The organism is Aeromonas sp. 600276 (assembly GCF_049175815.1).
GTDB classification, from domain to species: domain Bacteria; phylum Pseudomonadota; class Gammaproteobacteria; order Enterobacterales; family Aeromonadaceae; genus Aeromonas; species Aeromonas dhakensis.
The window spans coordinates 138,378-161,820 of sequence record NZ_JAAKVU010000004.1; the positions used below are offsets into that span (position 1 = coordinate 138,378).

The window sequence follows — 23,443 nt, forward strand, 5'->3', positions numbered from 1 at the left end:
AGCGTTTGCCACCCCTCCCGGCCCCGTTCGCGTGCAAGCGCGCGCCCCGGTGATAGACTGCCCCCTTTGCACCGAGAGGAGAGCCCCTTGCACGCCCCAGTCCCCTTGTCCCTGCTCAGCCTGCTGCTCTGGCTCGCGCTGTCAGCCCTGCCGCTGCGGGTACAGGCCGCCCCGACCCCCTCTTCGCCAGCGCCGGCCCGACAGGAATCAGCACCATCCCAGGCCACGCCGGTGCAGGCCTTGGCCGAGCCGATACGCATCGGCGTGCTGGCGACCCGCGGCCCGGCCCTGGCCAGAGCCCAGTGGCAACCGCTGCTGCGCTGGCTGGCGCAGCGCGTGCCCGGCCATCGCTTCGTGCTGCATCCGCTGGGGCTCAATGAACTGGCCGAGGCCGTCGCCCGCGAGCACCTCGATTTCGTCATCACCAACCCGGGCCAGTCGGTGAGCCTGGCGCGCCAGTATCCGCTGGCCTGGCTCGCCACCCTCAAGAGCCCGGCCGGGGGAGACAACCTCGCCATCGGCGCCGCCCTGGTGGTGCCTGCCCAGGCCCCCTACCGACACTGGCGTGACCTCGAGGGGCAAGCGGTCGTCGCCGTCTCGGAGAACGCCTTCGGCGGCTACCTCGCCTATCGCTTCGAGGCGGGCGAACAGGGGGTTCGGCTGGAGCACTTCTTCTCCACCGTGCAGTTCACCGGCTTTCCGCTGGACCGGCTCATCGAGCGGCTGGCGGCAGGGGAGGTGGCCGCCGCCATCGTGCCGGTGTGTCAGCTCGAGCGCATGGAGCGGGAAGGCAAGGTCGCCAGGGGGGCGTTTCGGGTGCTGGACGATCAAGCGCCAGCCGGCTTTGGCTGCCAGAGCTCGACCCGGCTCTACCCCAACTGGTCCTTCGCCAAGACAGAGCGGGCCTCCCCCGCGCTGGCACTGGCGGTGACCCGCGCGCTGTACGAGCTGCCCGCTGATAGCGAGGCGGCCATCGCCGCCGATTCGGCGGGCTGGACCGTGCCCACCAGCGAGCTCGCCATCGACCGCCTGCTCAAGGCGCTGGATCGCCACCCGCTGCAGGGCCCCTGGTGGCAAGCGGCCTGGCACTGGCTGCGCCAGCATCAGCAGTGGGGCTGGGGTGCCCTAGCGCTGGTACTGCTGCTGGGGGGTCACCACCTGCTGCTGCAATACCTGTTCAACCGCAGCCAGCGCCGGCTGCTCAAAGCCCGCCACCAGCTCGATCAGAAGGAACGCCAGCTGGCACAGGCCAGACGGCTCGCCGAACTGGGCGAGCTGGGCGCCAACGTGGCCCACGAGATCAATCAGCCCCTCAGCGCCATCGCCAACTACAGCCAAGGGGCCTTGTTGCGACTGGACAGATTGGCACAAGATCCGGCCCAGTCTGCCGCCCAGGCCTCCCTGCGTCAGGCCCTGGAGCAGATAGGGCTCCAGGTCCAGCGCATCACCCAGACCGTCAACCGGCTCAGGGCCCGGCTGCAGAAGCGCCCTCCCCGCTTCGCGCCTTGCGACCTGCCCACCCTGGTGGCGGAGTTGCGCCCCCTGCTGGAGCAGATGCTGGCGCCGCTCGACGTCGCCTTCACCCTGCACTGGCGGGGCCAGCCACGCCCGTTACCTCTGGACGGCACCGGGATGGAGCAGTTGCTGGTCAACCTCATCAAGAATGGCGCCGAGAGTGCGGCGCAGAGGGCAGCGAAGAGTGCGGTGAAGAGAGAGCGCGCCGCTGTTCACTCTCCTGCTCAACCCCCTGCGCAAGCACCGGCACAGGCGCCTGCCCAGGTCGAGCTGTTCATCGCCTTCGAGGCGCAGAGGTTGATGCTGGAGATCCGCGACAACGGTGCCGGCCTGAGGGTTCCCGCGACCGAACTGCAGCAGGCGTTTTACAGCGACAAGCCCGATGGCATGGGGCTGGGGCTGGCCATCTGCCGGGAGGTGGTCGAGAGCCATCGCGGCCAGTTCACCCTGGAAAACCTGAGCCCCCACGGCTGCCTGGCCAGGGTCATTCTGCCCGTGCCGCCACCCGAAACCCTCCCTTCATCCACCGACATGCCGAGGAACTGAGATGACGTCCCCTGCCCGCCCCCCGCTCTATCTGGTCGACGATGACGAGGCCGTGCTCGACTCCCTGCGCTTCATGCTGGAGAGCTGCGACGAGCGACAGCTGCTCAGCTTTGCCGATGGCGAGCGCTTTCTGGCCGAGGTCGACCTGCACCAGCCAGCCTGCCTCGTCCTCGACTGCCGCATGCCGGGGCTCTCTGGCCCCGAGGTGCAGCAGCGGCTGAAGGCGGCCCAGAGCCCCATCGCCATCCTGTTTCTCACCGGCCACGGCGAGGTGCCGCTGGCGGTGGAGTCCCTCAAGCAGGGAGCGGTGGATTTCTTGCAAAAGCCGGTGCAGCTGGCCCCCCTGCTCGCCGCCATCGCACGGGCCGAGCAGGCGACCCTGAGTGCGGCCACCCGTTTCGCCCAGCTGGCCGCCTATCAGCGGCTCACCCCGCGCGAGCACCAGCTGCTGCAACTCATCGCCCGGGGCCACAAGAATCAGCAGATTGCGCAGGATCTCTGCATCTCGGTGCGCACCGTCGAGGTGTGCCGCGCCAGCCTGATGAAACGCCTCGAGGTCGATTCCCTGGCCGAGCTGATGTTGCTCTATGCAAACGTCCACTCAGCCCCCTGATCCCTACCCGAAGGAGTGACCCGGCCTGCCGGGCCGATGCCCATCACCCATCGCTGGCGCAAAGGATCTCTTTGGCTTAGGACACACGAGTGCCAAGTAGCCCTGACCAGCGCCAGCAGATCCCTCGCCAGCTTCATCAGGCCTCTCTTTGGTCAAAAACGGTCTCATCAGGGTACATGGCGAGTCGATCACAGAACCCGACGCCGGATCGGGCTAGAATGGGGGCTTCCGTCAGCCGGCCTGGGCCGGTGACCTCTTCGCGCTTTCACTTATCGAGGACACGCTTCATGGAACTGCTTCTTCTCAGCAACGGCAAAGCCACCGAATGCCCGGGCCTGCTCGGCTGGGCCCGGGATCGGGTGCAGACCCTGCTCGCCCGCAAACAGGTCAAGCGCATCCTGCTGATCCCCTACGCGGTGATCCGCAGCGACTGGGATGCCCGTGCCCTGGAGCTCAGCGAGAGCCTGGGGGTGGAAGCCATCAGCATCCACCAGTTCGACGATCCGGTGGACGCCATCCAGCAGGCGGAGGCCATCTTCATCAGCGGCGGCAACACCTGGCGCCTCAACCAGCTGCTGCACGAAAACGGCCTGGTGGTGCCCATCCAGCGCGCCGTGCGCGAGCGGGGCGTGCCCTATGTGGGCTGGAGCGCCGGTTGCAACGTGGCGACCCCGAGCATTCGCACCACCAATGACATGCCGGTCTGCAGCGCCGCCGTGCTGCCTGCGCTGGGGCTGTTCCCGCTGCAGATCAACCCCCACTACCTGGACGCCAGCATCAGCGGCCACATGGGGGAGACCCGCGACGAGCGCCTGGCCGAGTTCTGCGCCATCAACCCGAGCGAACACGTGGTGGCCCTGCGCGAGGCAAGCCTGCTGCAGGTAAGTGGTGAGCAGATCGAGTACTGGAGCGCCCGCGGCGAAGGCTTCAAAATCTTCAAGCACGCCGAGACCACCCAGGAGTTCACCACGGCGGCGCCGTTGGCCGAGCTGACGCCGTTTCGCCCCCGCGGCTGAATGACACTGACCGGCGGATAATTCGACAGGGGCGCAGGATGTCGCCCCTTTTTCGCAATGAAGGGAGAACAAGATGAAGAGCAGGAGTGAACACGACAGCTTCGGCGAGATAGCCGTACCGGCCGACCGGCTGTGGGGAGCCCAGACCCAGCGCTCCCTGCAGCACTTCGATATCTCCGGCGAGCGCCAGCCGATGGCGCTGATCCACGCGCTGGCCCGCATCAAGTCGGCCTGTGCCCGGGTCAATCACGCCAAGGGGCTGCTGCCCGCCCGCACGGCGCAGGCCATCATGAGCGCCGCCGACGAGATCCTGTGCGGCCAGCATGATGAGGAGTTCCCGCTGCGGGTATGGCAGACCGGCTCCGGCACCCAGACCAACATGAACCTCAACGAGGTGCTGGCCAACCGGGCCAGCGAGCTGCTCGGCGGCCCCCGCGGCGAGGGGCGGCTGGTGCACCCCAACGACGAGGTGAACAAGAGCCAGTCCAGCAACGACGTCTTCCCGAGCGCCATGAACCTGGCCGCCGTCACCACCCTCACCCGGCAACTGCTGCCCGCCCTGGCCACCCTGAGCGCTACCTTGGCCGGCAAGGCGGCTGCCTTCGACGACATCGTCAAGATAGGCCGCACCCATCTGCAGGATGCCACCCCGCTCACCCTGGGGCAGGAGTTCTCCGGCTGGGTGGCCCAGCTCGAGCAGGGGGAGCGCCATATCCGCGCCGCCCTGCCCCATCTGTGCGAGCTGGCGCTGGGGGGCACTGCCGTCGGCACCGGCCTCAACACCCCGCCCGGTTTCGCCGAGGCGGTGGCCGCCACCCTGGCCGAACAGACCGGCCTGCCGCTGGTGAGCGCCCCCAACAAGTTCGAGGCGCTGGCCGCCAGCGACGCCCTGGTCCATGGCCACGGCGCCCTCAAGACGCTGGCAGCCTCCCTCATGAAGATCGCCAACGACGTGCGCTGGCTAGCGAGCGGCCCTCGCAGCGGGCTCGGCGAGCTGCTCATCCCAGAGAACGAGCCCGGCTCCTCCATCATGCCCGGCAAGGTCAACCCGACCCAGTGCGAGGCGCTCACCATGCTGTGCGCCCAGGTGATGGGCAACGACGTGGCCATCAACATCGGCGGCGCCAGCGGCAACTTCGAGCTCAACGTGTTCAGGCCGATGATCGCCCACAACTTCCTGCAGAGCGTGCGGCTGCTGGCGGACGGTATGCAGAGCTTCCACGATCACTGCGCGGTCGGCATCAGCCCGAACCAGCCCCGCATCGACGAGTTGCTGGCCCGCTCCCTGATGCTGGTAACGGCCCTCAACCCCCATATCGGCTATGACAAGGCGGCAGAGATCGCCAAACGGGCCCACCATGAGGGGCTCAGCCTGCGGGAGGCGGCCATCGCCTCCGGCCACCTGACGGCGCAGCAGTTCGATGCCTGGGTGGTGCCGGCCGACATGGTGGGCCGGCGCGGCAGCTGAAGCACCCTGGCGGAAGAGACGAGATAAAAAAGAAGCCGGGCGGCGCCGGCTTCTTTTTATCGACAAATCAGGATTTGATCAGCTTGCTGAGTGCGTCCAGCTCGCGCTGGGCGGCCAGCAATTTGGTCTGGGCCTCTTCCAGCTTGGCCTGCTTCTTGGCGATCTTGTCGGGCTTGCCCGTCACCCGGGCGTTCTGCAGCTCGACTAACCGCTCGTTGACCTGCTCCTTGAGCTCGGCCACCCGCTGCTGCTGCTCCTTGAACAGGCCCGCATCGGTGCAATGGGTCTCGATATTACGCAGGGCCCGCTCCAGCCCGGCCACCTGGTCCCCGTTGTCGTGCGCCTTGGCAATGGCCAGCTGCTCCTTGACGGCCTGCTGGCGCGCCTTGCAGCCAACGGCCTCACTCCCGTAGGCCTGACCGGCCAACAGCAGCATGCTCATTCCGATAACCTTCCACATAACGACCTCGTTCCCCTGTCATGTTTGATGGCCGCCTATCAGACCGTACTCGGCCGGCCGGGTCAAGGCGCGGGCAAACCGCTACGACAGAGTTTGTGCGACGTCACGCCAATGGTGGGCTGCTGGGTCTACAATGGCGACTTTCATGAAGGAGTCTGTTATGAATCAAGAGATTGTCATCATCGCCAACGGCGCCCCCTATGGCAGCGAATCCCTGTTCAATGCCCTGCGCCTGGCCATCGCCCTGGGCGAACAGGGCGGTACCAGCCTGAAACTGTTTCTGATGTCCGACGCGGTCAGCGCCGCCCTGGCGGGCCAGGCCCCGGCCGAGGGCTACAACCTGCGCCAAATGCTGGAGATCCTGCTGGCCCAGGGGGTCACCATCCGCCTTTGCAAGACCTGTACCGATGCCCGCGGCATCACGGCACTGCCGCTGATCGAGGGGATCGAGATCGGCACCCTGCCGCTGCTGGCCCAGTGGACCCTGGCCGCCCACAAGGTGCTCACCTTCTAGCACAAGGCAAAAATGGGCGCAGAGTTGATCTGTCACAACACTGCGCCATTTGAAAACCTGCTCCCGGCTGTTAATGTCTACACTGTCAATTACATAACAATGTGTGCGCCTTCATTTTTGCTCGGGAAACTGTCATGAACCCAACCGAACAGACGCTGCTGGAGCAGATGCGGATCACAGAGTTCGAAATCGCCCATCGCAAGGAGCTGCTGCTGCTGGACGAGCAGGATTTCCTCCTGCTCGCCAGCTATCGTCCCAAGATCGAGCCCCACATCGACGCCCTGGTCGACAAGTTCTACACCCTGCAGACCGGGATCACCGAGATTGCCCTGCTGATCGGCGACGCCGACACCCTGACCCGGCTGCGGGCGGCCCAGCGCCGCTACATTCTCGACCTGTTCAGCGGCCTGTATGACCTGGAGTACGTCAACAACCGGCTGCGCATCGGGCTGGTGCACAAGCGGATCGGGGTGGAACCCAAGCTCTACCTGGCCGCCATCAATACCCTGAAAGGGCTGCTCATCGAGGATATCTTCACCCAGATCCCCAGCGAGCAGGAGCGGGTCACCATGCTCACCGCCCTCGACAAGCTGTTCCTGTTCGACATCACCCTGGTGTTTGAGACCTATATCCGCAGCCTGGTGTCGGAGATCGAGTCCTCCAAGGAGAAATCCGAGCTTTACGCCAAGGCGCTGGAGGAGAAGGTACGCGAACGCACCCAGCAGCTGGAGGAGATGAGCCGGACCGATGCCCTCACCGGCCTGCTCAGCGTGCGCCATCTGCAGGAGAACCTCACCCGCACCCTGCGCACCTGCCAGCGTCGCTCCGAGCCGGTGGTCATCGCCTACCTCGACATCAATGACTTCAAGCAGATCAACGACACCCAGGGCCATCAGCGGGGGGACGAGATCCTGCGCATCGTCGGCGACTGCATTCGCCAGGTGTCACGGGTGGAAGATAGCTGCTTCCGCTACGGTGGGGACGAATTCTGCCTGATCCTGCCCAACTGCAACGAGGATCAGGCCAGGGACGTCTTCCTGCCCCGTCTCAACAAGACACTGGCCGAACGGACCGGTGACGTGACCCTCAGCATAGGGCTGGTGCAGACCGGGCCGGTGCAGTTCGACGAGGGCAACAGCCTGATCCGGCTGGCGGACGAGCGCATGTATGCCGCCAAGAAGGCGATGAAACAGGTCGCCCAGAAGGGTACTCACTGACCCGGGTTGGCCCGGGCCAGCTCGGGGCGCGGAATGCGGGCGCCCCACTCATAGAGCAGGAAGGTCAGCAGGCAGAGCAGCGCCATCAATGCATAGAGCAGCTGCCCGTTCCACTGGGCAAGGATCCAGCCTCCCAGCAGGGCGCCGATGGCGCCACCCAGCCCGGCCAGCGCGCCGGCCCCAAAGTAGCTCCCCTTCAGATGCGGGGGCGACATCTGATCGATCAGCACGTTGAGCAGCGGGAACAGTATGGTCTCCCCCACGCTCAACATCAGCACGGCACCGATCCAGTGCGACCACTGTTGCGGGTCCCCCAGCGCAAACAGCACCTGAGCCCCCAGAAACAGGGTAATGCCGACCTGCAGGCGCACCTTGCCCGGCCAGCGGGCCAGCAGATGCAGCAGGGGAAACTGCAGCAGCACCACGGTCAGGGCATTGGTGGCCACCAGGATGGCGATGAGGCTCGCCACCTCCGGGGTCCCGGCCCGGGTCAGGTACTGCACCAGCGGTGAGTGGAACTGGGAATAGACCAGGTTCATCAGCAGGTTGGCCAGCACCAGCAGCAAGAAGCCCCGATCCCGCCACAGCACCTTGATGGCCACCCGCAAGCCCAGCTCGTTGCCACGGGTCGCCGCAACCCTCCCTTGCGCAAATCCCCAGAGGAAGGCAGCCCCCAGCAGCAGATAGCTGCCGCTGAGCAGCAGGAAGGTCTGCTGCTGGGCATTGATGCCCAGGGTCACCCCCAGCAAGGGGCCGAGGGCCGCCCCCAGGTTGAGCAGAAAGTAACGCAGGTGCAGCGCCAGCTCGCGGGCCTTGGCCGAAGCCAGGCTGTCGGCCATCAACGCCTTGCCGGGCGCATCGATGAGACCGGAGGAGAGGCCGCTGCCGAGCACCCCGAGTCCGAGCCAGAACACAGAGTGGGAAAAGCCGAGCAGACCATAGCAGAGCACCGAGACCAGGCAGCCCGCCAGCAGGATGTTGCGCCGCCCCAGCTTGTCGGAGAGCCAGCCACCATAGAAGCTGACCAGAGTGGAGATGGCGGCGGTCGCCCCCAGCATGGCGCCGATGGCGGTCGCCGAGAGACCATACTCCCGATAGAGCAAGATGGAGAGAAACGGCCAGACCATGTAATAGCTGGTGCGCACCATGAAGGTGCCCAGGATCACGGTCCAGACCAGGGGAGGAAACTGCCTGAGGAGGGCCCACGACATCACACTGCTCCTTGTTGCCCGTCGCGCGAGAAGCCTTTCGTTATAACAAGGGGCCTCAAGAGAGACAACATCAGGCAGTAAATATAAAAAAAGCCGACCCTGAGGTCGGCTTTTTCAGCAAGCAGCGGCTTATTCGGCAGCCGGCTCTTCGACGGCAACGGCAGCCGGAGCGGCGGCAGCTTCGGTCGGGGCGTTCGCTTCCTTGATGGAGAGACGTACGCGGCCCTGACGGTCCACTTCCAGTACCTTCACCTTCACCACGTCACCGATCTTCAGGTAGTCGGCCACGTTCTGTACGCGTGCATCGGTGATCTGGGAGATGTGTACCAGACCGTCCTTGCCCGGCAGGATGTTGACGAAAGCGCCGAAGTCGGCCAGACGAACAACCTTGCCTTCGTAGATGCGGTTCACTTCGATCTCGGCGGTGATGGCCTCGATACGGCGGATCGCTTCCTTGGCGGCGTCACCGTCAACGGCGGCGATGCGGACGGTACCGTCATCATCCAGCTCGATGTTGGTGCCGGTCTCTTCGGTCAGGGCGCGGATCACGGAACCACCCTTGCCGATGACGTCCTTGATCTTCTCCGGGTTGATCTTGATGGTGTGGATGCGCGGGGCGAAATCGGAGATCTCGGCACGCGGCGCCTGGATGGCTTCGTCCATCACTTTCAGGATGTGCAGGCGAGCACCACGAGCTTGCTTCAGGGCAATCTCCATGATCTCTTTGGTGATGCCTTCGATCTTGATGTCCATCTGCAGGGCGGTCACACCTTCGGTGGTACCGGCAACCTTGAAGTCCATGTCGCCCAGGTGATCTTCGTCACCCAGGATGTCGGACAGCACGACGAAACCTTCTTCTTCCTTCACCAGACCCATGGCGATACCGGCAACGGAGGCCTTGATCGGCACACCGGCGTCCATCAGCGCCAGAGAGGAACCACAGACGGAGGCCATGGAGGAGGAGCCGTTGGATTCGGTGATTTCAGAGACCACGCGCACCACGTACGGGAACTCGTCGGCGCTCGGCATCACGGCAGCAACGCCGCGCTTGGCCAGACGGCCGTGACCGATTTCGCGGCGCTTCGGGCTACCCATCATGCCGGTCTCACCAACGCAGTATGGCGGGAAGTTGTAGTGCAGCATGAAGCGATCGGCGCGGTTGCCGGTCAGCTCGTCGATGTTCTGGGCGTCACGCTCGGTACCCAGGGTCGCAACGACCATGGCCTGGGTTTCACCACGGGTGAACAGGGCGGAGCCATGGGCACGCGGCAGTACGCCAGTGGCGACGGACAGGGCGCGGATCATCTCAGGATCGCGACCATCGATACGCGGCTCGCCACGGACAACGCGACCACGGACGATGCGGCTTTCCAGGCTGTGGAACTCTTCGCCGATCTTCTTGGCATCTTCTTCCACACCGGAAGCGATCACCTGCTCAACCACGCGAGCCTTGATGGCACCGATGGTTTCGTAACGCACGGCCTTCTCGGTGATGCGGTAGGCTTCACCCAGCTCGGCAGTGGCCAACTCGGCAACCTTGGCTTTCAGCGCTTCGTTGACGGCAGGCGCAGTCCAGTTCCACGGCTTGGTGCCGACGTCGGCAGCGAATTCGTTGATGGCGTTGATAACGGCCTGCATCTGCTCGTGACCAAAGACCACGGCACCCAGCATCACCTCTTCGGAGAGGATGGCCGCTTCGGATTCCACCATCAGCACGGCGTTGGCGGTACCGGCAACCACCAGATCCAGATCGCTCTGGGGCAGTTCGGTAGTGGTCGGGTTGAGCACGTACTGACCGTTCATGTAACCCACGCGGGCTGCACCGATCGGGCCGCCGAACGGGATGCCGGAAATGGCCAGTGCCGCGGAGGCACCGATCATGGCAACGATGTCGGGAGAGACGGCCGGGTTCACGGACATAACGGTGGCAACCACCTGAACCTCATTGAGGAAGCCTTCCGGGAACAGCGGACGAATAGGACGGTCGATCAGACGGGAGATCAGGGTCTCGCCTTCGCTCGGGCGACCTTCACGACGGAAGAAACCACCCGGGATACGACCAGCAGCATAGGTACGCTCCTGGTAGTTGACGGTCAGCGGGAAGAAATCACGGCCGTGATCGGCCTCTTTCTTGCCAACGACGGTCACAAATACGCAGGTATCGTCCATGCTGACCATGACGGCCGCAGTGGCTTGACGGGCCATCACACCGGTTTCCAGAGTGACGGTGTGTTGACCGTACTGGAATGACTTTACAATAGGATTCACGTGAATTTCCTTTTTACAATTTGGCGCTTTAAATTCGCGTGCAAGTATACTTGATTCGATGCAAAAGGTAAGCAGTGACACAAATTCTGTGAGGGCGGCAACAGCCTGACGCGCAATAAAAAAGGGGAACCCGGAGGTTCCCCTTTTTCGCGAAATCTGATGGTCGATTAACGACGCAGACCCAGCTTGGCGATCAGAGCAGCGTAACGCTGAACGTCTTTACGCTTCAGGTAGTCCAGCAGCTTACGACGCTGGGAAACCATGCGCAGCAGACCGCGACGACCGTGGTGATCCTTGGAGTGCTCCTTGAAGTGACCTTGCAGATGGTTGATCTGGGCAGTCAGCAGGGCAACTTGCACTTCGGGGGAGCCAGTGTCGTTGGCGCAACGAGCGTTGTCAGCAACGATTTGAGCTTTGATCTCAGCATTTAGAGACATGGTAATACTCCAGTAGAGTGTTTAAAGGTTCACAGCCAATCTCTAATTCAGCCGTGAAATGAGGGCGGTATCATAATCGTCCCCGCCCCTTTTCGCAACGATAAAGACGCGCAACGAGCAAGCAACCTGATACCGCCGGAGGATCACTCCTCGTCGTGGTAGCGCACCAGACGCTTGGGCGCCACGCGTCCCTCGTCGTCGATCTCGCCAACCCCGATGAATTCGCGCTCCGGGCCGACCGTCATGCGGACCTGGCCGCTCTGCGGGCTGCCTGCCACCTGCACGGCCTGGCCCTGGTTCACATAGGCGGCCACGGCAGCCAGCATGTTCACCTCGGGCAGGGAGGCCACCGCGGTATCCATCGGCAGCAGCAGGGGATCCAGCTGCTCGCGCGGCGGAATGCTCTCGGCCTTGGCCTGCTCGAAGATGCACTCGAGCTGCTCCAGGGTCAGCATCCGCTCATAGGGGTAGCTGGCCACCTGGGTACGACGCAGCTGGGTGACGTGGGCGCCACAGCCCAGCACTTCCCCCAGATCGTCCACTAGGGAGCGAATGTAGGTACCCTTGCTGCAGTGCACCTCAAGTCGCACCTCATCCCCTTCAAAGCTCAGCAGTTTGAGCTCGAAGACGGTGATGGGACGGGCTTCCCGCTCGATCTCGATGCCTTCGCGGGCATATTCGTAGAGCGGGCGACCGTTGTGCTTGAGGGCCGAATACATGGACGGCACCTGCATGATGGGGCCTCGGAACTGGTCCAGCGCCTCGATCAGGGTACCCACGGCCACGTTCACCGGACGGGTGGAGACCACCTCGCCATCGGAGTCGCTGGTGTTGGTGCGCTCGCCCAGCTTGGCGGTCACCTCATAGCGCTTGTCCGCCTCCAGCAGATACTGGGAGAACTTGGTGGCCTCGCCGAGGCAGATCGGCAGCATGCCGGTTGCCAGCGGGTCCAGAGCACCGGTATGACCGGCCTTGGCGGCGTTGTAAATCCGTTTGACCTTCTGCAACACATCGTTGGAGGTCAGGCCGGTCGGCTTGTCCAGCAGCAGGATACCGTGTACGTCACGGCCCTTGAAACGACGTCTACGAGACATCTCAGGCTTTATCCTCAGTAGTGTCATCCGGCGCGGCTTCGTCTTCTTCACGACCGGATTCGGCCATGCGACGCTTGTCTTCGCGGATGGTGTTGGTCACCAGGTTGGAGAGGCGCATCCCCTCAACCAGGGTCTGATCATAGAAGAAGCGCAACTCGGGCACCACGCGCAGGCGCATGGCGCTGCCCAGCAGGCTGCGGATGTAGCCGGCAGCTTCGGTCAGCGCCTTGAGCCCTTCCTTGATGCGCTCGGCATCATTTTCCAGCTGCAAGAAGGTGACATACACCTTGGCGTAATTGAGGTCACGGGACACTTCCACATCGGAAACGGTCACCATGCCGATGCGCGGGTCTTTTACCTCGCGCTGCAGAATGAGCGCGATTTCGCGCTGGATCTGCTGTCCGACCCGACGGGTCCGGCTAAATTCTCTGGCCATATTCTATCCTGCGATAAAAGGGGGCCGCGGCCCCCTATTTAATCTGACTCTTGGCTTACAGAGTCCGTTGGATTTCAACGGTCTCGTAAACTTCGATCTGGTCGCCTTCGCGTACGTCGTTGTAGTTCTTAACCGCGATACCACACTCGTAGCCGTTCTTGACTTCGTTGACGTCATCCTTGAAGCGACGCAGGGATTCCAGCTCGCCTTCATAGATAACCACGTTGTCGCGCAGAACGCGAATACGGTTGGAACGCTTGACCACACCTTCGGTAACCATACAGCCGGCAACGGCACCGAACTTCGGTGACTTGAAGACGCTGCGCACTTCGGCCAGACCGATGATTTCCTGACGGTACTCGGGGGCCAGCATGCCGCTCATGGCCTGCTTCACTTCGTCGATCAGGTCATAGATGACGGAGTAGTAACGCAGATCCAGGCTCTCGGCATCGATGACCTTGCGAGCAGAGGCATCGGCACGGACGTTGAAGCCCACCAGGATGGCGCTGGACGCGGCCGCCAGAGTGGCGTCGGTCTCGGTGATACCACCCACGCCGGAACCAACGATCTTCACCTTCACTTCGTCGGTGGAGAGCTTGACCAGCGCATCGCAGATCGCTTCCACGGAACCCTGTACGTCGGCCTTGATCACCACGTTCACTTCGGACACTTCGCCTTCGGTCATGTTGGCGAACATGTTCTCCAGCTTGGCCTTCTGCTGGCGAGCCAGCTTGACTTCGCGGAACTTGCCCTGACGATAGAGTGCCACTTCGCGGGCCTTCTTCTCGTCACGCACGACGGTGGCTTCGTCACCGGCAGAGGGAACGCCGGACAGGCCGAGGATTTCCACCGGCAGGGACGGACCGGCCTCTTTGATCTCGCGACCCAGTTCGTCACGCATGGCACGGACACGGCCGTATTCGAGACCGCACAGTACGATGTCGCCCTGACGCAGGGTACCTTCCTGTACCAGCACGGTGGCAACCGGACCACGGCCCTTGTCGAGGAAGGACTCGATCACGACGCCGTTGGCCATGCCGTCAACCACGGCTTTCAGCTCCAGTACTTCGGCCTGGATCAGAATGGCTTCCAGCAGGTCGTCGATGCCTTCGCCAGACTTGGCGGAGACGTGCACGAACTGGCAGTCACCACCCCAGTCTTCGGACATGACGTTGTAGCGGGCCAGCTCGGTCTTGACGCGATCCGGATCCGCTTCCGGCTTGTCGATCTTGTTGACCGCAACAACCAGCGGCACACCGGCAGCCTTGGCGTGCTGGATGGCTTCGATGGTCTGCGGCATCACGCCGTCGTCTGCTGCAACGACCAGCACCACGATGTCGGTTGCCTTGGCACCACGAGCACGCATGGAGGTAAACGCCGCGTGACCCGGGGTATCCAGGAAGGTGATCATGCCGCTGTCGGTCTGTACATGGTACGCACCGATGTGCTGGGTAATACCACCGGCTTCACCGGCAGCCACCTTGGCTTTACGGATGTAGTCCAGCAGCGAGGTCTTGCCGTGGTCAACGTGACCCATGATGGTCACGACCGGCGCGCGCGGCTTGGCTTCGGAGGTCTCGTCACGATCGGACAGCACCGCCTCTTCCAGCTCGTTCTCACGACGCAGCACCACCTTGTGACCCATCTCCTCGGCGACCAGCTGAGCGGTCTCCTGGTCGATCACCTGGTTGATGGTGGCCATGGCACCCATCTTCATCATCACCTTGATGACTTCAACACCCTTGACGGCCATCTTGTTGGCGAGCTCAGCCACAGTGATGGTCTCGCCGATGATGACGTCACGGTTGACGGCGGCAGCCGGCTTGTTGAAGCCGTGCTTCATGGCGTTCGGGGTAGCCACCTTGCCACGCTTGCCCTTGCGAGCGCGCGGGTCACGGGAGTTGCGGTCGTTGCGATCGTCGTCGCGGCGACCAGCCTTCTTCGGCCCCTTGGCAGCAGCAGCGGTGCGGCGGCTGGTCTCTTCCTTGCGATCCAGCTCGTCTTCAGCAGCCTGGGCGTGCTTGGAGGTGGTCACATGGTAATCGCTGCTCTCTTTGGCGCGAGCGGCTTCTTCTTCAGCCCAGCGGGCTGCGTTCTGTTCCGCCATGACGCGAGCCTCTTCGGCTTTCTTGGCGGCGAGTTCTTCAGCCTTTTGCAAAGCTGTTTGTTCCTGTTGGCGCTTCAGTTCTTCTGCTTCGCGCTTGGCCATCTTTTCTGCCTCTTGCTGAGCTGTGCTACTGGCTGCTTTGGCGGGCTGTTGAGCCTGTCGAGCCTTTTGTTGTGCCTCGATCCGCGCCTTTTCCTCAGCTTCACGACGAGCCTGCTCAGCCTCACGGCGAGCCTTCTCTTCAGCATCGAGACGAGCCTTCTCTTCGGCTTCGCGACGAGCTTTTTCTTCTGCTTCCAAACGCGCTTTTTCCTCGGCTTCCGCCTGACGCTGTTCATCTTCCAGCGCCGAGCGTCTTACATAGGTGCGAGACTTGCGCACTTCTACCTGCACTTCCTTGTTCTTGCCGCCAGTCCCCTGAACACTGATGGTGCTCTTGGTCTTGCGTTGCAAGGTCATGCGGGCAGGTGCGGCGACCTCGTCACCTCCATGCTGTTTCTTCAGGTGAGTCAGCAGAGTCTGTTTCTCAGACTCGCTGACCATGTCGTCGGCCTTGCTCTTGCTGATACCGGCATCGACAAACTGCTGGAGAAGACGATCAACCGGTGTGTCGATGTCAGTGGCAAGTTGTTTGACTGATACTTCTGCCATTCATTTTCCTCCGTTTGATCTTAACTAGACTGCTCTTCTCCGAACCAACAGATATTGCGAGCAGCCATAATCAGCTCACCGGCCTTCTCGGCGGTCAGCCCTTCGATATCAGCAAGGTCATCGATGCCTTGCTCTGCCAAATCTTCCAGGGTACCGATGCCGCGAGCGGCCAGGGCGTACGCCATTTCACGACCGAGGCCGTTCAGATTGAGCAGTTCTTCGGAAGGTTCAACACCTTCAAAGGATTCTTCTTTGGCCAGCGCCTTGGTGGTCAGGGCATCTTTGGCACGCTTGCGCAGCTCTTCGACCATGTCTTCATCCAGACCGTCGATGGCCAGCAGCTCGTTGACCGGTACGAAGGCGATCTCTTCCAGGGTGGAGAAGCCCTCTTCCATCAGCAGGCCGGCGAAATCGTCATCGATGTCGAGGGTGCTGGTGAACAGGTTCATGATGCGGTCGTTTTCGGCCTGGTGCTTGGCACGCATGTCCTCGACGGTCATCACGTTCAGTTCCCAACCGGTCAGCTGGGAGGCCAGACGCACGTTCTGACCGTTGCGGCCGATGGCCTGAGCCAGGTTGGCGGCTTCCACGGCGATGTCCATGGTGTGGTTGTCTTCATCGACGATGATGGAGGCCACATCAGCCGGCGCCATGGCGTTGATCACGTACTGGGCCGGGTTGTCATCGTACAGCACGATGTCGGCGCGCTCGCCGCTCAGCTCGGCGGAGACCGCCTGAACACGGGCACCGCGCATGCCGATACAGGCACCGATCGGGTCGATGCGGCGATCGTTGGTCTTCACCGCGATCTTGGCGCGGGAACCCGGATCACGGGCGGCGCCCATGATTTCGATCATCTCTTCGCCGATTTCCGGCACTTCGATGCGGAACAGCTCTTTCAGGAAGTCCGGGCTGGAGCGGCTGACGAACAGCTGGGAACCACGGGCTTCCGGACGCACAGCGTAGAGCAGACCGCGGATGCGGTCGCCCGGACGGAAGGTCTCGCGCGGCAGCATGTCGTCGCGGAAGATCACGGCCTCGGCGTTGCTGCCCAGATCCAGGATCACGTTGTCGCGGTTGCTCTTCTTGACCACGCCACTGATGATGGTGCCTTCTTTGTCCTTGAACTGGTCAACGACTTGTGAACGCTCGGCTTCGCGCACTTTCTGCACGATGACCTGCTTGGCGGTCTGGGTGGTGATGCGGTCGAAGGTGACGGAGTCGATCTGATCTTCAACATATTCACCGATCTGGATGTCCGGCTGCTCGATCTGCGCCGCTTCCAGGGTGATCTCGGCGTAGGGGTTCTCCATGGCGGCCTGATCCGCGATGACGACCCAGCGGCGATAGGTGTCGTAGTCGCCGGTCTTGCGATCGATCTCTACCCGAACTTCGATCTCGCCTTCATATTTTTTCTTGGTCGCCGTCGCCAGTGCGGTTTCCAGAGCCTGGAAAATCTTCTCGCGGGGAACCGCCTTCTCGTTGGACACTGCGTCAACGACCAGCAAAATCTCTTTATTCATATCCGATAGCCTCGTTAACCAAAGTTCGGCACTATGTTCGCTTTTTGGATATTGGTGAAAGCCAACACTTCGTCCTTACCATCTACCGTCAGAGTGATCATGTCGCCCTGCACGGCTTTGATTACGCCTTTGAACTTGCGGCGGTTGTTTGTTGCCATCCGAAGCGAAACCGCCGCCTCTTGGCCAACGTATTTTTCGAACTGGGCAACCTTGAACAGGGGGCGATCCAGACCCGGGGAGGACACCTCGAGGTAATACTCCTCGGTGATGGGATCCTCGACGTCCATGATGGCGCCAACCTGATGGCTGACTTCTGCACAGTTCTCGACGCTCACGCCATGCTCGCCGTCGATGTAGACGCGCAAGGTGGAGTGTTTACCCGCACGGATAAACTCGATACCCCACAGTTCAAAACCCAAGGCAACGACAGGAGCCTCGAGCAGATCGGTCAAACGTTGTTCCAACGTAGCCAAAGTCACCCTCCGAAAAACAAAAAAGGGCATAAAGCCCAGATAGAAATAGATTCAGAGTAAATTGCACATAACAAAAAGCCCCGATGTCAAATCGGGGCTTGGCGCTTTACCCTGATTGTCGCCTCGCAGCGACCGCCTTCCTGAGCGTAGGAAATGCGTGAAATTTGGTTGCGGGGGCCGGATTTGAACCGACGACCTTCGGGTTATGAGCCCGACGAGCTACCATGCTGCTCCACCCCGCGTCCGAAATCGTGCGAGATTATAGCCACTTCATTCTCGTCACACAAGACTGACTGGCTATAACACACCTGGTCACCCAGGCTTACTGCTTAATTGGTGCCGTGGGCGGGACTCGAACCCGCACACCCTAGAGCACTACCCCCTCAAGATAGCGTGTCTACCAATTCCACCACCACGGCAAAACTCTTACTCGGGAACGTCAGTGTCTTTCTTTACTGGCGCTTTGCTCTGCTCAACCTGTTGGGTCTGTTGCAGATTTTCCCATTCACTACCCTGTTTGACCTTGTTGCTGGACATAGAGCCAAGCACCAAGCTAATCAAGAAGAACAGAGTAGCCAAAATCGCTGTTGTGCGGGTCAGGAAACTGCCTGAACCACCGGAGCCGAATACGGTATTCGATGCCCCTGCGCCGAAGGAGGCGCCCATGTCAGCCCCTTTACCTTGCTGAATCATCACCAGACCAATCAGAGCCAGTGATACCAGCAGATAAACGACCAAAAGAATCTCGTACATTTAACTTGCACCCTTTGCCGCTTCAACAATTCCCAAAAACGTCTGGTCATCGAGACTTGCTCCACCAATCAGGCCGCCGTCAACGTCGGGCTGGGTAAACAACTCTCTCGCATTGGCCGGTGTCACGCTCCCACCATAGATGATTCTGACTTTCTCACCTATGACCGGAGTATCCTCCGCCAAGCGACCACGTATAAAGGAATGAACCTCTTGTGCCTGCTCGGGTGTGGCGCATTTACCTGTACCTACAGCCCAAATCGGCTCGTAGGCGATGATAGCATTATCGAAAGCCATCGCGCCATTTTTCTCTATGACAATATCCAGTTCTTCGGCAATCACCTCGAAGGTTCTTCTCGCCTGCCTTGCCGCACCCGACTCGCCCAAACAGAGGATTGGAACAAGCCCTGCCGACCTAGCCGCCGCAAACTTCTCTGCGACGATAAAACTGGTCTCACCAAAGAGACGCCTGCGCTCGGAGTGCCCTACCAATACGTATCGACACCCTGCCTCGACCAGCATCTGACACGAGACCTCACCCGTGTAAGCGCCCTGTCTGTGCTGGCTCACATTCTGAGCCCCCAACTTCATCACCCTCTGCTCACCGAGCAGAGCGGCCGTGAAGTCGATATGCACATGGGATGGACACAAGACCACGTCTACCTGTTCATCAACGCCTTTCAGGCATTGGCCGGCAAACTGCTCTAACTGCGACCTACTACCGTGTAACTTCCAGTTGGCTGCTACAAACGGCTTGCGATGTCCCATCGGCAACTCCCTTGCGAAAGCGGGGCTGATAATATCCAGAGGATTGTCAGCTGACAAGCGCTATTTTTAAATTTCTGAATCGTTTGAACAAGATACAACCAGGGCGGCTAAAAAGCCGCCCCATTTGTTCATTAAAACGCCGATTCAACCTGTTGTGCAATGCGTTGTGCCATATCGCGCACCTGTTGCTCGTGCTCCCCCTCCACCATGACGCGGATCAGGGGTTCAGTGCCGGACTTGCGCAGCAGCACACGACCACGACCGGCCAGCTCCTGTTCCACCCTGGCCACTTCCTGCTGTACGGCGTCAGCCGCCAGCGGGTCCTTGCCTTCGGCAAAGCGCACGTTGACCAGCACCTGCGGGAACTTGTTCATGCCGGAGCGCAGCTTGGCCAGTGGCATCTCCGCGGTACAGATGGCGGTCAGCACCTGCAGGGCGGCGACGATGCCATCCCCGGTGGTGGTCTGATCCAGGCAGATGATGTGACCGGAGTTCTCGCCACCGATGCGCCAGCCCTTCTCGTTCATCATCTCCAGCACATAGCGGTCACCCACCTTGGCGCGGGCGAACGGAATGCCCAGGGTCTGCAACGCCAGCTCCAGCCCCATGTTGGCCATCAGGGTGCCGACAACACCACCCTTGAGGCGGCCGTTACGCAGAGCATCGCGGGCGATGATGTAGAGGATCTCGTCACCGTCGATGATGTAGCCGGTGTGATCCACCATCACCAGGCGATCGCCATCGCCGTCGAAGGCAACGCCGAGATCAGCCTTGCACTCCAGTACCTTGGCGGCCAGTGCCTCCGGGGCGGTGGAGCCGACACCGTCATTGATGTTGAGACCATCCGGGCTGCAGCCGATGGCGATCACCTCGGCCCCCAGCTCGCGGAAAACGGAAGGCGCGATGTGATAGGTGGCACCATGGCCGCAATCCACCACCATCTTCAACCCTTCCAGGCTCAGATTGGAGGGGAAGGTGCTCTTGCAGAATTCGATGTAACGACCGGCGGCATCGTCGATGCGCAGCGCCTTGCCAAGCTCGGCGGACTCCACGCACTTCAGTTCGTGATCCAGCTCGGCTTCGATGGCCAGCTCGACCTCGTCAGGCAGCTTGGTGCCATCTGCGGAGAAGAACTTGATGCCGTTGTCGTAATAGGGGTTGTGGGAAGCACTGATGACGATGCCTGCCTCGGCACGGAAGGTGCGGGTCAGGTAGGCAACGGCCGGGGTGGGCATGGGGCCCATCAGAATGGCCTTGAGACCGGCGGCGGAAAGACCCGCTTCCAGCGCCGACTCCAGCATGTAGCCGGAGATGCGGGTATCCTTGCCGATCAGCACCTTGCGGGTACCCTTCTTGGAGAGCACCTTGCCCGCGGCCCAGCCCAGTTTCATTACGAAATCGGGAGTGATCGGGTATTCACCCACCTTGCCGCGTACACCGTCGGTGCCAAAATACTTTCTTGCCATTGTCTGTTCTCGTTTTTTTATTTGGATATGAAATCTTGTCCCGTCATGACCATCCAGCCGGTGCGCAGAGCATCCATGGTCGCTCGCACGTCGTGCACCCGGATGATCCGGGCACCACGCTGCATCCCGATAAGGGCACAGGCCAGGCTGCCGGCCAGCCGTTCATCAATCGGGCGACCGAGCAGGTTGCCTATCATAGACTTTCGCGACATCCCGACCAAGAGCGGAAGCTGGTAATCGAGCAATGACTCCTGCTGTGCCAGCAGCTGATAGTTGTGCTCAAGGGTCTTGCCAAAACCGTAGCCAGGGTCCAGCAGCAGCTGTTCACGAGCGATGCCGGCCGTCAAACAGGCGGCGATCCGCTCGTCAAAGAAGGCTCTCACCTCCCCCAACAGATCATCGTAATGGGGCTCGGCCTGCATGGTTCTCGGTTGCCCCTGCATGTGCATCAGACACACGGGGACGTCGGCAGCGGCCGCCGCAGCCAGCGCCCCAGGTTCGAGCAGGGCTCGTACATCGTTGATAAGATGGGCCCCCGCCGCGCAGCCCTCCCGCATGACCGTTGCCTTGGATGTGTCGAGGGAGATCATCACGTCGAGCTCACGTACCATGTGCTCCACCACGGGAAGGACCCTGTCCAGCTCTTCCTGCTCGCTCACGTCGGGCGCGCCGGGACGGGTCGACTCGCCACCGATGTCGATGAGGGTTGCCCCTTCCGCCACCATCTGGCGCGCATGGGTCATCGCACGCTCCAGCTGGTTGAAATGGCCGCCGTCGGAGAAGGAGTCCGGCGTCACGTTGAGGATCCCCATGACGTGGGGACGTTCGAGGGAGAGGCTGAGCCCCTTGCTGATTAGCTGCATCTTCACTTCCATGGACATAAAGAAAAACCCCGGGGCCAGCCCGGGGTTTGTATCATCACGACTTATTTGGCAGGCAGGTCGTTGGCCTTGTCGATATCGACATCGGCAACCTGTTCCGCCTCGGTCACGGTCGGCTTGGGCTCGGGTGCCACAGTAGCACCACCCTGCGGGGTATCGCCGTGCTCGTCATGCCAGTTGCTGGGAGCACGCACTTCGCGACGAGCCATCAGATCATCGATCTGCTTGGCATCGATGGTTTCGTACTTCATCAGCGCATCTTTCATGCTGTGCAGCACGTCCATGTTGTCCAGCAGGATCTGCTTGGCACGGTCGTAGTTGCGGTCGATCACCTGCTTGACCTCGGCATCGATAATGCGGGCAGTGTCATCGGACATGTGCTTGGCCTTGGCCATGCTGCGACCGAGGAACACCTCGCCATCTTCTTCCGCATAGAGCATGGGACCGAGACGCTCGGACATGCCCCACTGGGTCACCATCTTGCGGGCGATGTCGGTGGCACGCTCGATGTCGTTGGATGCACCGGTCGATACCTTCTCGGCACCATAGATCAGCTCTTCCGCCAGACGGCCACCGTACAGGCTGGAGATCATGGACTCCAGATGCTGCTTGGAGTGGCTCCAGCGATCCTGCTCCGGCAGGTACATGGTCACACCCAGCGCACGGCCGCGCGGAATGATGGAGACCTTGTAGACAGGGTCATGATCCGGTACCACGCGACCAATGATGGCGTGACCCGCCTCATGATAAGCCGTCATCTCCTTCTCGGACTCTTTCATCACCATGGAGCGACGCTCTGCGCCCATCATGATCTTGTCCTTCGCCTTCTCGAACTCGGCCATGGACACCACACGGCGGCTCTCGCGCGCAGAGAACAGAGCGGCTTCGTTGACCAGGTTGGCCAGATCGGCACCGGAGAAACCAGGAGTACCGCGTGCAATCAGCGCCGGGTTGACGTCATCCGCCAACGGCACCTTGCGCATATGCACCTTGAGGATCTGCTCGCGGCCACGCACATCCGGCAGACCGACTACGACCTGACGGTCGAAACGGCCCGGACGCAGCAAGGCAGGATCCAGTACGTCAGGACGGTTGGTAGCGGCGATGACGATGATGCCTTCATTGCCCTCAAAGCCATCCATCTCGACCAGCATCTGGTTCAGGGTCTGCTCGCGTTCATCGTGACCACCGCCCAGACCGGCGCCACGCTGGCGACCGACGGCGTCGATTTCATCGATGAAGATGATGCAGGGGGAGGATTTCTTGGCCTGCTCGAACATGTCGCGTACCCGGGAGGCACCCACACCCACGAACATTTCCACGAAGTCCGAACCTGAAATGGTGAAGAACGGCACCTTGGCCTCACCCGCAATGGCCTTGGCCAGCAGGGTCTTACCGGTACCGGGAGGACCTACCAGCAGTACGCCAGTCGGGATCTTGCCGCCCAGTTTCTGGAATTTGCTCGGGTCGCGCAGATAGTCGACCAGCTCCTTGACCTCTTCCTTGGCCTCATCGCAACCGGCTACGTCAGCGAAAGTGGTCTTGATCTGATCCTCACTCATCAGGCGAGCCTTGCTCTTGCCAAACGACATGGCACCTTTGCCACCGCCGCCCTGCATCTGACGCATGAAGAAGACCCAGACACCGATCAGCAGCAGCATCGGGAACCAGGAGATAAAGATGGAGGTGATCAGAGACGGCTCTTCCGGCTTCTCGCCCATCACTTTGACATTGTGATTGAGCATGTCGTTGAGCAGCTGGGGATCCGGCGCCGGGATGATGGTGGTGAAGCGTTCACCGGTGCGCTTGACGCCATTAATGACCTTGCCATCCATCCGTACTTCACGGATCTGCTCTTGGGTCACTTCTTTAACGAAGCTGGAATAGTCCAGCTGGCGACTGGTGGTATCGCTGGGGCTGAAGCTATTGAACACCGACATCAACACGACGGCAATGACCAGCCACAGGATTAGGTTTTTCGCCATGTCACTCAAATCAGTAACCTCGCAGACTGACAGTTAACGATGAA

Annotated in this window: 20 protein-coding genes and 2 tRNA genes; 6 read left to right on the forward strand and 16 right to left on the reverse strand. The window is 61.5% G+C overall.

The features are described from left to right. Window positions 1-105: 105 nt before the first annotated feature. The 4 genes from G5134_RS05535 to fumC all read left to right on the forward strand — a co-directional run bounded on the left by G5134_RS05535 (window position 106) and on the right by fumC (window position 5,158). A complete protein-coding gene (locus G5134_RS05535) occupies window positions 106-2,061 on the forward strand; it encodes a sensor histidine kinase (RefSeq protein ID WP_065016786.1) in 1,956 nt (651 codons plus the stop codon). A gap of 1 nt (window position 2,062) precedes the next feature. Then, entirely contained in the window at window positions 2,063-2,674 is a 612-nt protein-coding gene (locus G5134_RS05540) for a response regulator transcription factor (RefSeq protein WP_024941217.1), read from the forward strand. A 287-nt stretch (window positions 2,675-2,961) separates the two neighbouring features. After that, window positions 2,962-3,690 (forward strand): dipeptidase PepE, encoded by a 729-nt coding sequence (pepE, locus tag G5134_RS05545; protein ID WP_017779948.1) that lies wholly within the window; start codon window positions 2,962-2,964, stop codon window positions 3,688-3,690. A 73-nt stretch (window positions 3,691-3,763) separates the two neighbouring features. Further along, window positions 3,764-5,158, forward strand: coding sequence for a class II fumarate hydratase (gene fumC / locus G5134_RS05550; protein ID WP_005298174.1), 1,395 nt, complete (start codon window positions 3,764-3,766; stop codon window positions 5,156-5,158). 67 nt (window positions 5,159-5,225) lie between these two features. Here fumC and G5134_RS05555 read toward each other — a convergent pair whose 3' ends face one another. Further along, window positions 5,226-5,600, reverse strand: a complete 375-nt coding sequence (locus G5134_RS05555; RefSeq protein WP_010633120.1) for a DUF1090 domain-containing protein — start codon at window positions 5,598-5,600, stop codon at window positions 5,226-5,228. 178 nt (window positions 5,601-5,778) lie between these two features. Between G5134_RS05555 and G5134_RS05560 the strand changes: the two genes are divergently transcribed. Both G5134_RS05560 and G5134_RS05565 read left to right on the forward strand, forming a co-directional pair. Further along, window positions 5,779-6,132 (forward strand): DsrE/DsrF/TusD sulfur relay family protein, encoded by a 354-nt coding sequence (locus G5134_RS05560; protein WP_005298170.1) that lies wholly within the window; start codon window positions 5,779-5,781, stop codon window positions 6,130-6,132. Window positions 6,133-6,266: 134 nt separating this feature from the next. Further along, complete coding sequence (locus tag G5134_RS05565; protein WP_010633118.1) at window positions 6,267-7,349, forward strand: protoglobin domain-containing protein; 1,083 nt, start codon at window positions 6,267-6,269, stop codon at window positions 7,347-7,349. Here the strand turns inward: G5134_RS05565 and G5134_RS05570 are convergent. The 15 genes from G5134_RS05570 to ftsH all read right to left on the reverse strand — a co-directional run bounded on the left by G5134_RS05570 (window position 7,343) and on the right by ftsH (window position 23,408). Next, entirely contained in the window at window positions 7,343-8,560 is a 1,218-nt protein-coding gene (locus G5134_RS05570) for an MFS transporter (protein WP_017784581.1), read from the reverse strand. The genes G5134_RS05565 and G5134_RS05570 overlap by 7 nt on opposite strands. 129 nt (window positions 8,561-8,689) lie before the next feature. After that, window positions 8,690-10,828 carry a polyribonucleotide nucleotidyltransferase gene (gene pnp, locus G5134_RS05575; protein ID WP_005298164.1) on the reverse strand — a complete coding sequence of 713 codons (2,139 nt, stop codon included), beginning with the start codon at window positions 10,826-10,828 and terminating at the stop codon, window positions 8,690-8,692. 167 nt (window positions 10,829-10,995) lie between these two features. Further along, the gene (gene rpsO / locus G5134_RS05580) at window positions 10,996-11,265 is read right to left on the reverse strand and encodes a 30S ribosomal protein S15 (RefSeq protein ID WP_005298162.1); all 270 of its coding nucleotides are present in this window, start codon (window positions 11,263-11,265) and stop codon (window positions 10,996-10,998) included. A 143-nt stretch (window positions 11,266-11,408) separates the two neighbouring features. Then, on the reverse strand, window positions 11,409-12,359 hold the full coding sequence (truB, locus tag G5134_RS05585; RefSeq protein ID WP_019839525.1) for a tRNA pseudouridine(55) synthase TruB: 951 nt from the start codon (window positions 12,357-12,359) through the stop codon (window positions 11,409-11,411). 1 nt (window position 12,360) lies between these two features. After that, window positions 12,361-12,795: a 30S ribosome-binding factor RbfA gene (gene rbfA / locus G5134_RS05590; protein WP_005298154.1), complete on the reverse strand. Its 435-nt coding sequence runs from the start codon at window positions 12,793-12,795 to the stop codon at window positions 12,361-12,363. A 55-nt stretch (window positions 12,796-12,850) separates the two neighbouring features. Further along, window positions 12,851-15,553, reverse strand: a complete 2,703-nt coding sequence (gene infB, locus G5134_RS05595) for a translation initiation factor IF-2 (protein WP_005298153.1) — start codon at window positions 15,551-15,553, stop codon at window positions 12,851-12,853. A 20-nt stretch (window positions 15,554-15,573) separates the two neighbouring features. Beyond that, the gene (gene nusA, locus G5134_RS05600; protein ID WP_005298150.1) at window positions 15,574-17,076 is read right to left on the reverse strand and encodes a transcription termination factor NusA; all 1,503 of its coding nucleotides are present in this window, start codon (window positions 17,074-17,076) and stop codon (window positions 15,574-15,576) included. 14 nt (window positions 17,077-17,090) lie between these two features. After that, complete coding sequence (gene rimP / locus G5134_RS05605; protein WP_005298148.1) at window positions 17,091-17,549, reverse strand: ribosome maturation factor RimP; 459 nt, start codon at window positions 17,547-17,549, stop codon at window positions 17,091-17,093. Window positions 17,550-17,714: 165 nt separating this feature from the next. Beyond that, window positions 17,715-17,791: transfer RNA gene (locus G5134_RS05610), tRNA-Met, on the reverse strand. Between the two features lie 92 nt (window positions 17,792-17,883). After that, window positions 17,884-17,968 (reverse strand) — tRNA-Leu (locus G5134_RS05615). A 7-nt stretch (window positions 17,969-17,975) separates the two neighbouring features. Next, window positions 17,976-18,302 (reverse strand): preprotein translocase subunit SecG, encoded by a 327-nt coding sequence (secG, locus tag G5134_RS05620; RefSeq protein ID WP_010633113.1) that lies wholly within the window; start codon window positions 18,300-18,302, stop codon window positions 17,976-17,978. Next, window positions 18,303-19,067 (reverse strand): triose-phosphate isomerase, encoded by a 765-nt coding sequence (tpiA, locus tag G5134_RS05625; protein ID WP_065016785.1) that lies wholly within the window; start codon window positions 19,065-19,067, stop codon window positions 18,303-18,305. Between the two features lie 131 nt (window positions 19,068-19,198). Beyond that, on the reverse strand, window positions 19,199-20,533 hold the full coding sequence (gene glmM / locus G5134_RS05630) for a phosphoglucosamine mutase (RefSeq protein WP_005298142.1): 1,335 nt from the start codon (window positions 20,531-20,533) through the stop codon (window positions 19,199-19,201). A 17-nt stretch (window positions 20,534-20,550) separates the two neighbouring features. Continuing rightward, complete coding sequence (gene folP, locus G5134_RS05635) at window positions 20,551-21,396, reverse strand: dihydropteroate synthase (protein ID WP_065016784.1); 846 nt, start codon at window positions 21,394-21,396, stop codon at window positions 20,551-20,553. Between the two features lie 62 nt (window positions 21,397-21,458). Next, on the reverse strand, window positions 21,459-23,408 hold the full coding sequence (gene ftsH / locus G5134_RS05640) for an ATP-dependent zinc metalloprotease FtsH (protein ID WP_017765155.1): 1,950 nt from the start codon (window positions 23,406-23,408) through the stop codon (window positions 21,459-21,461). Between the last annotated feature and the right edge of the window lie 35 nt (window positions 23,409-23,443).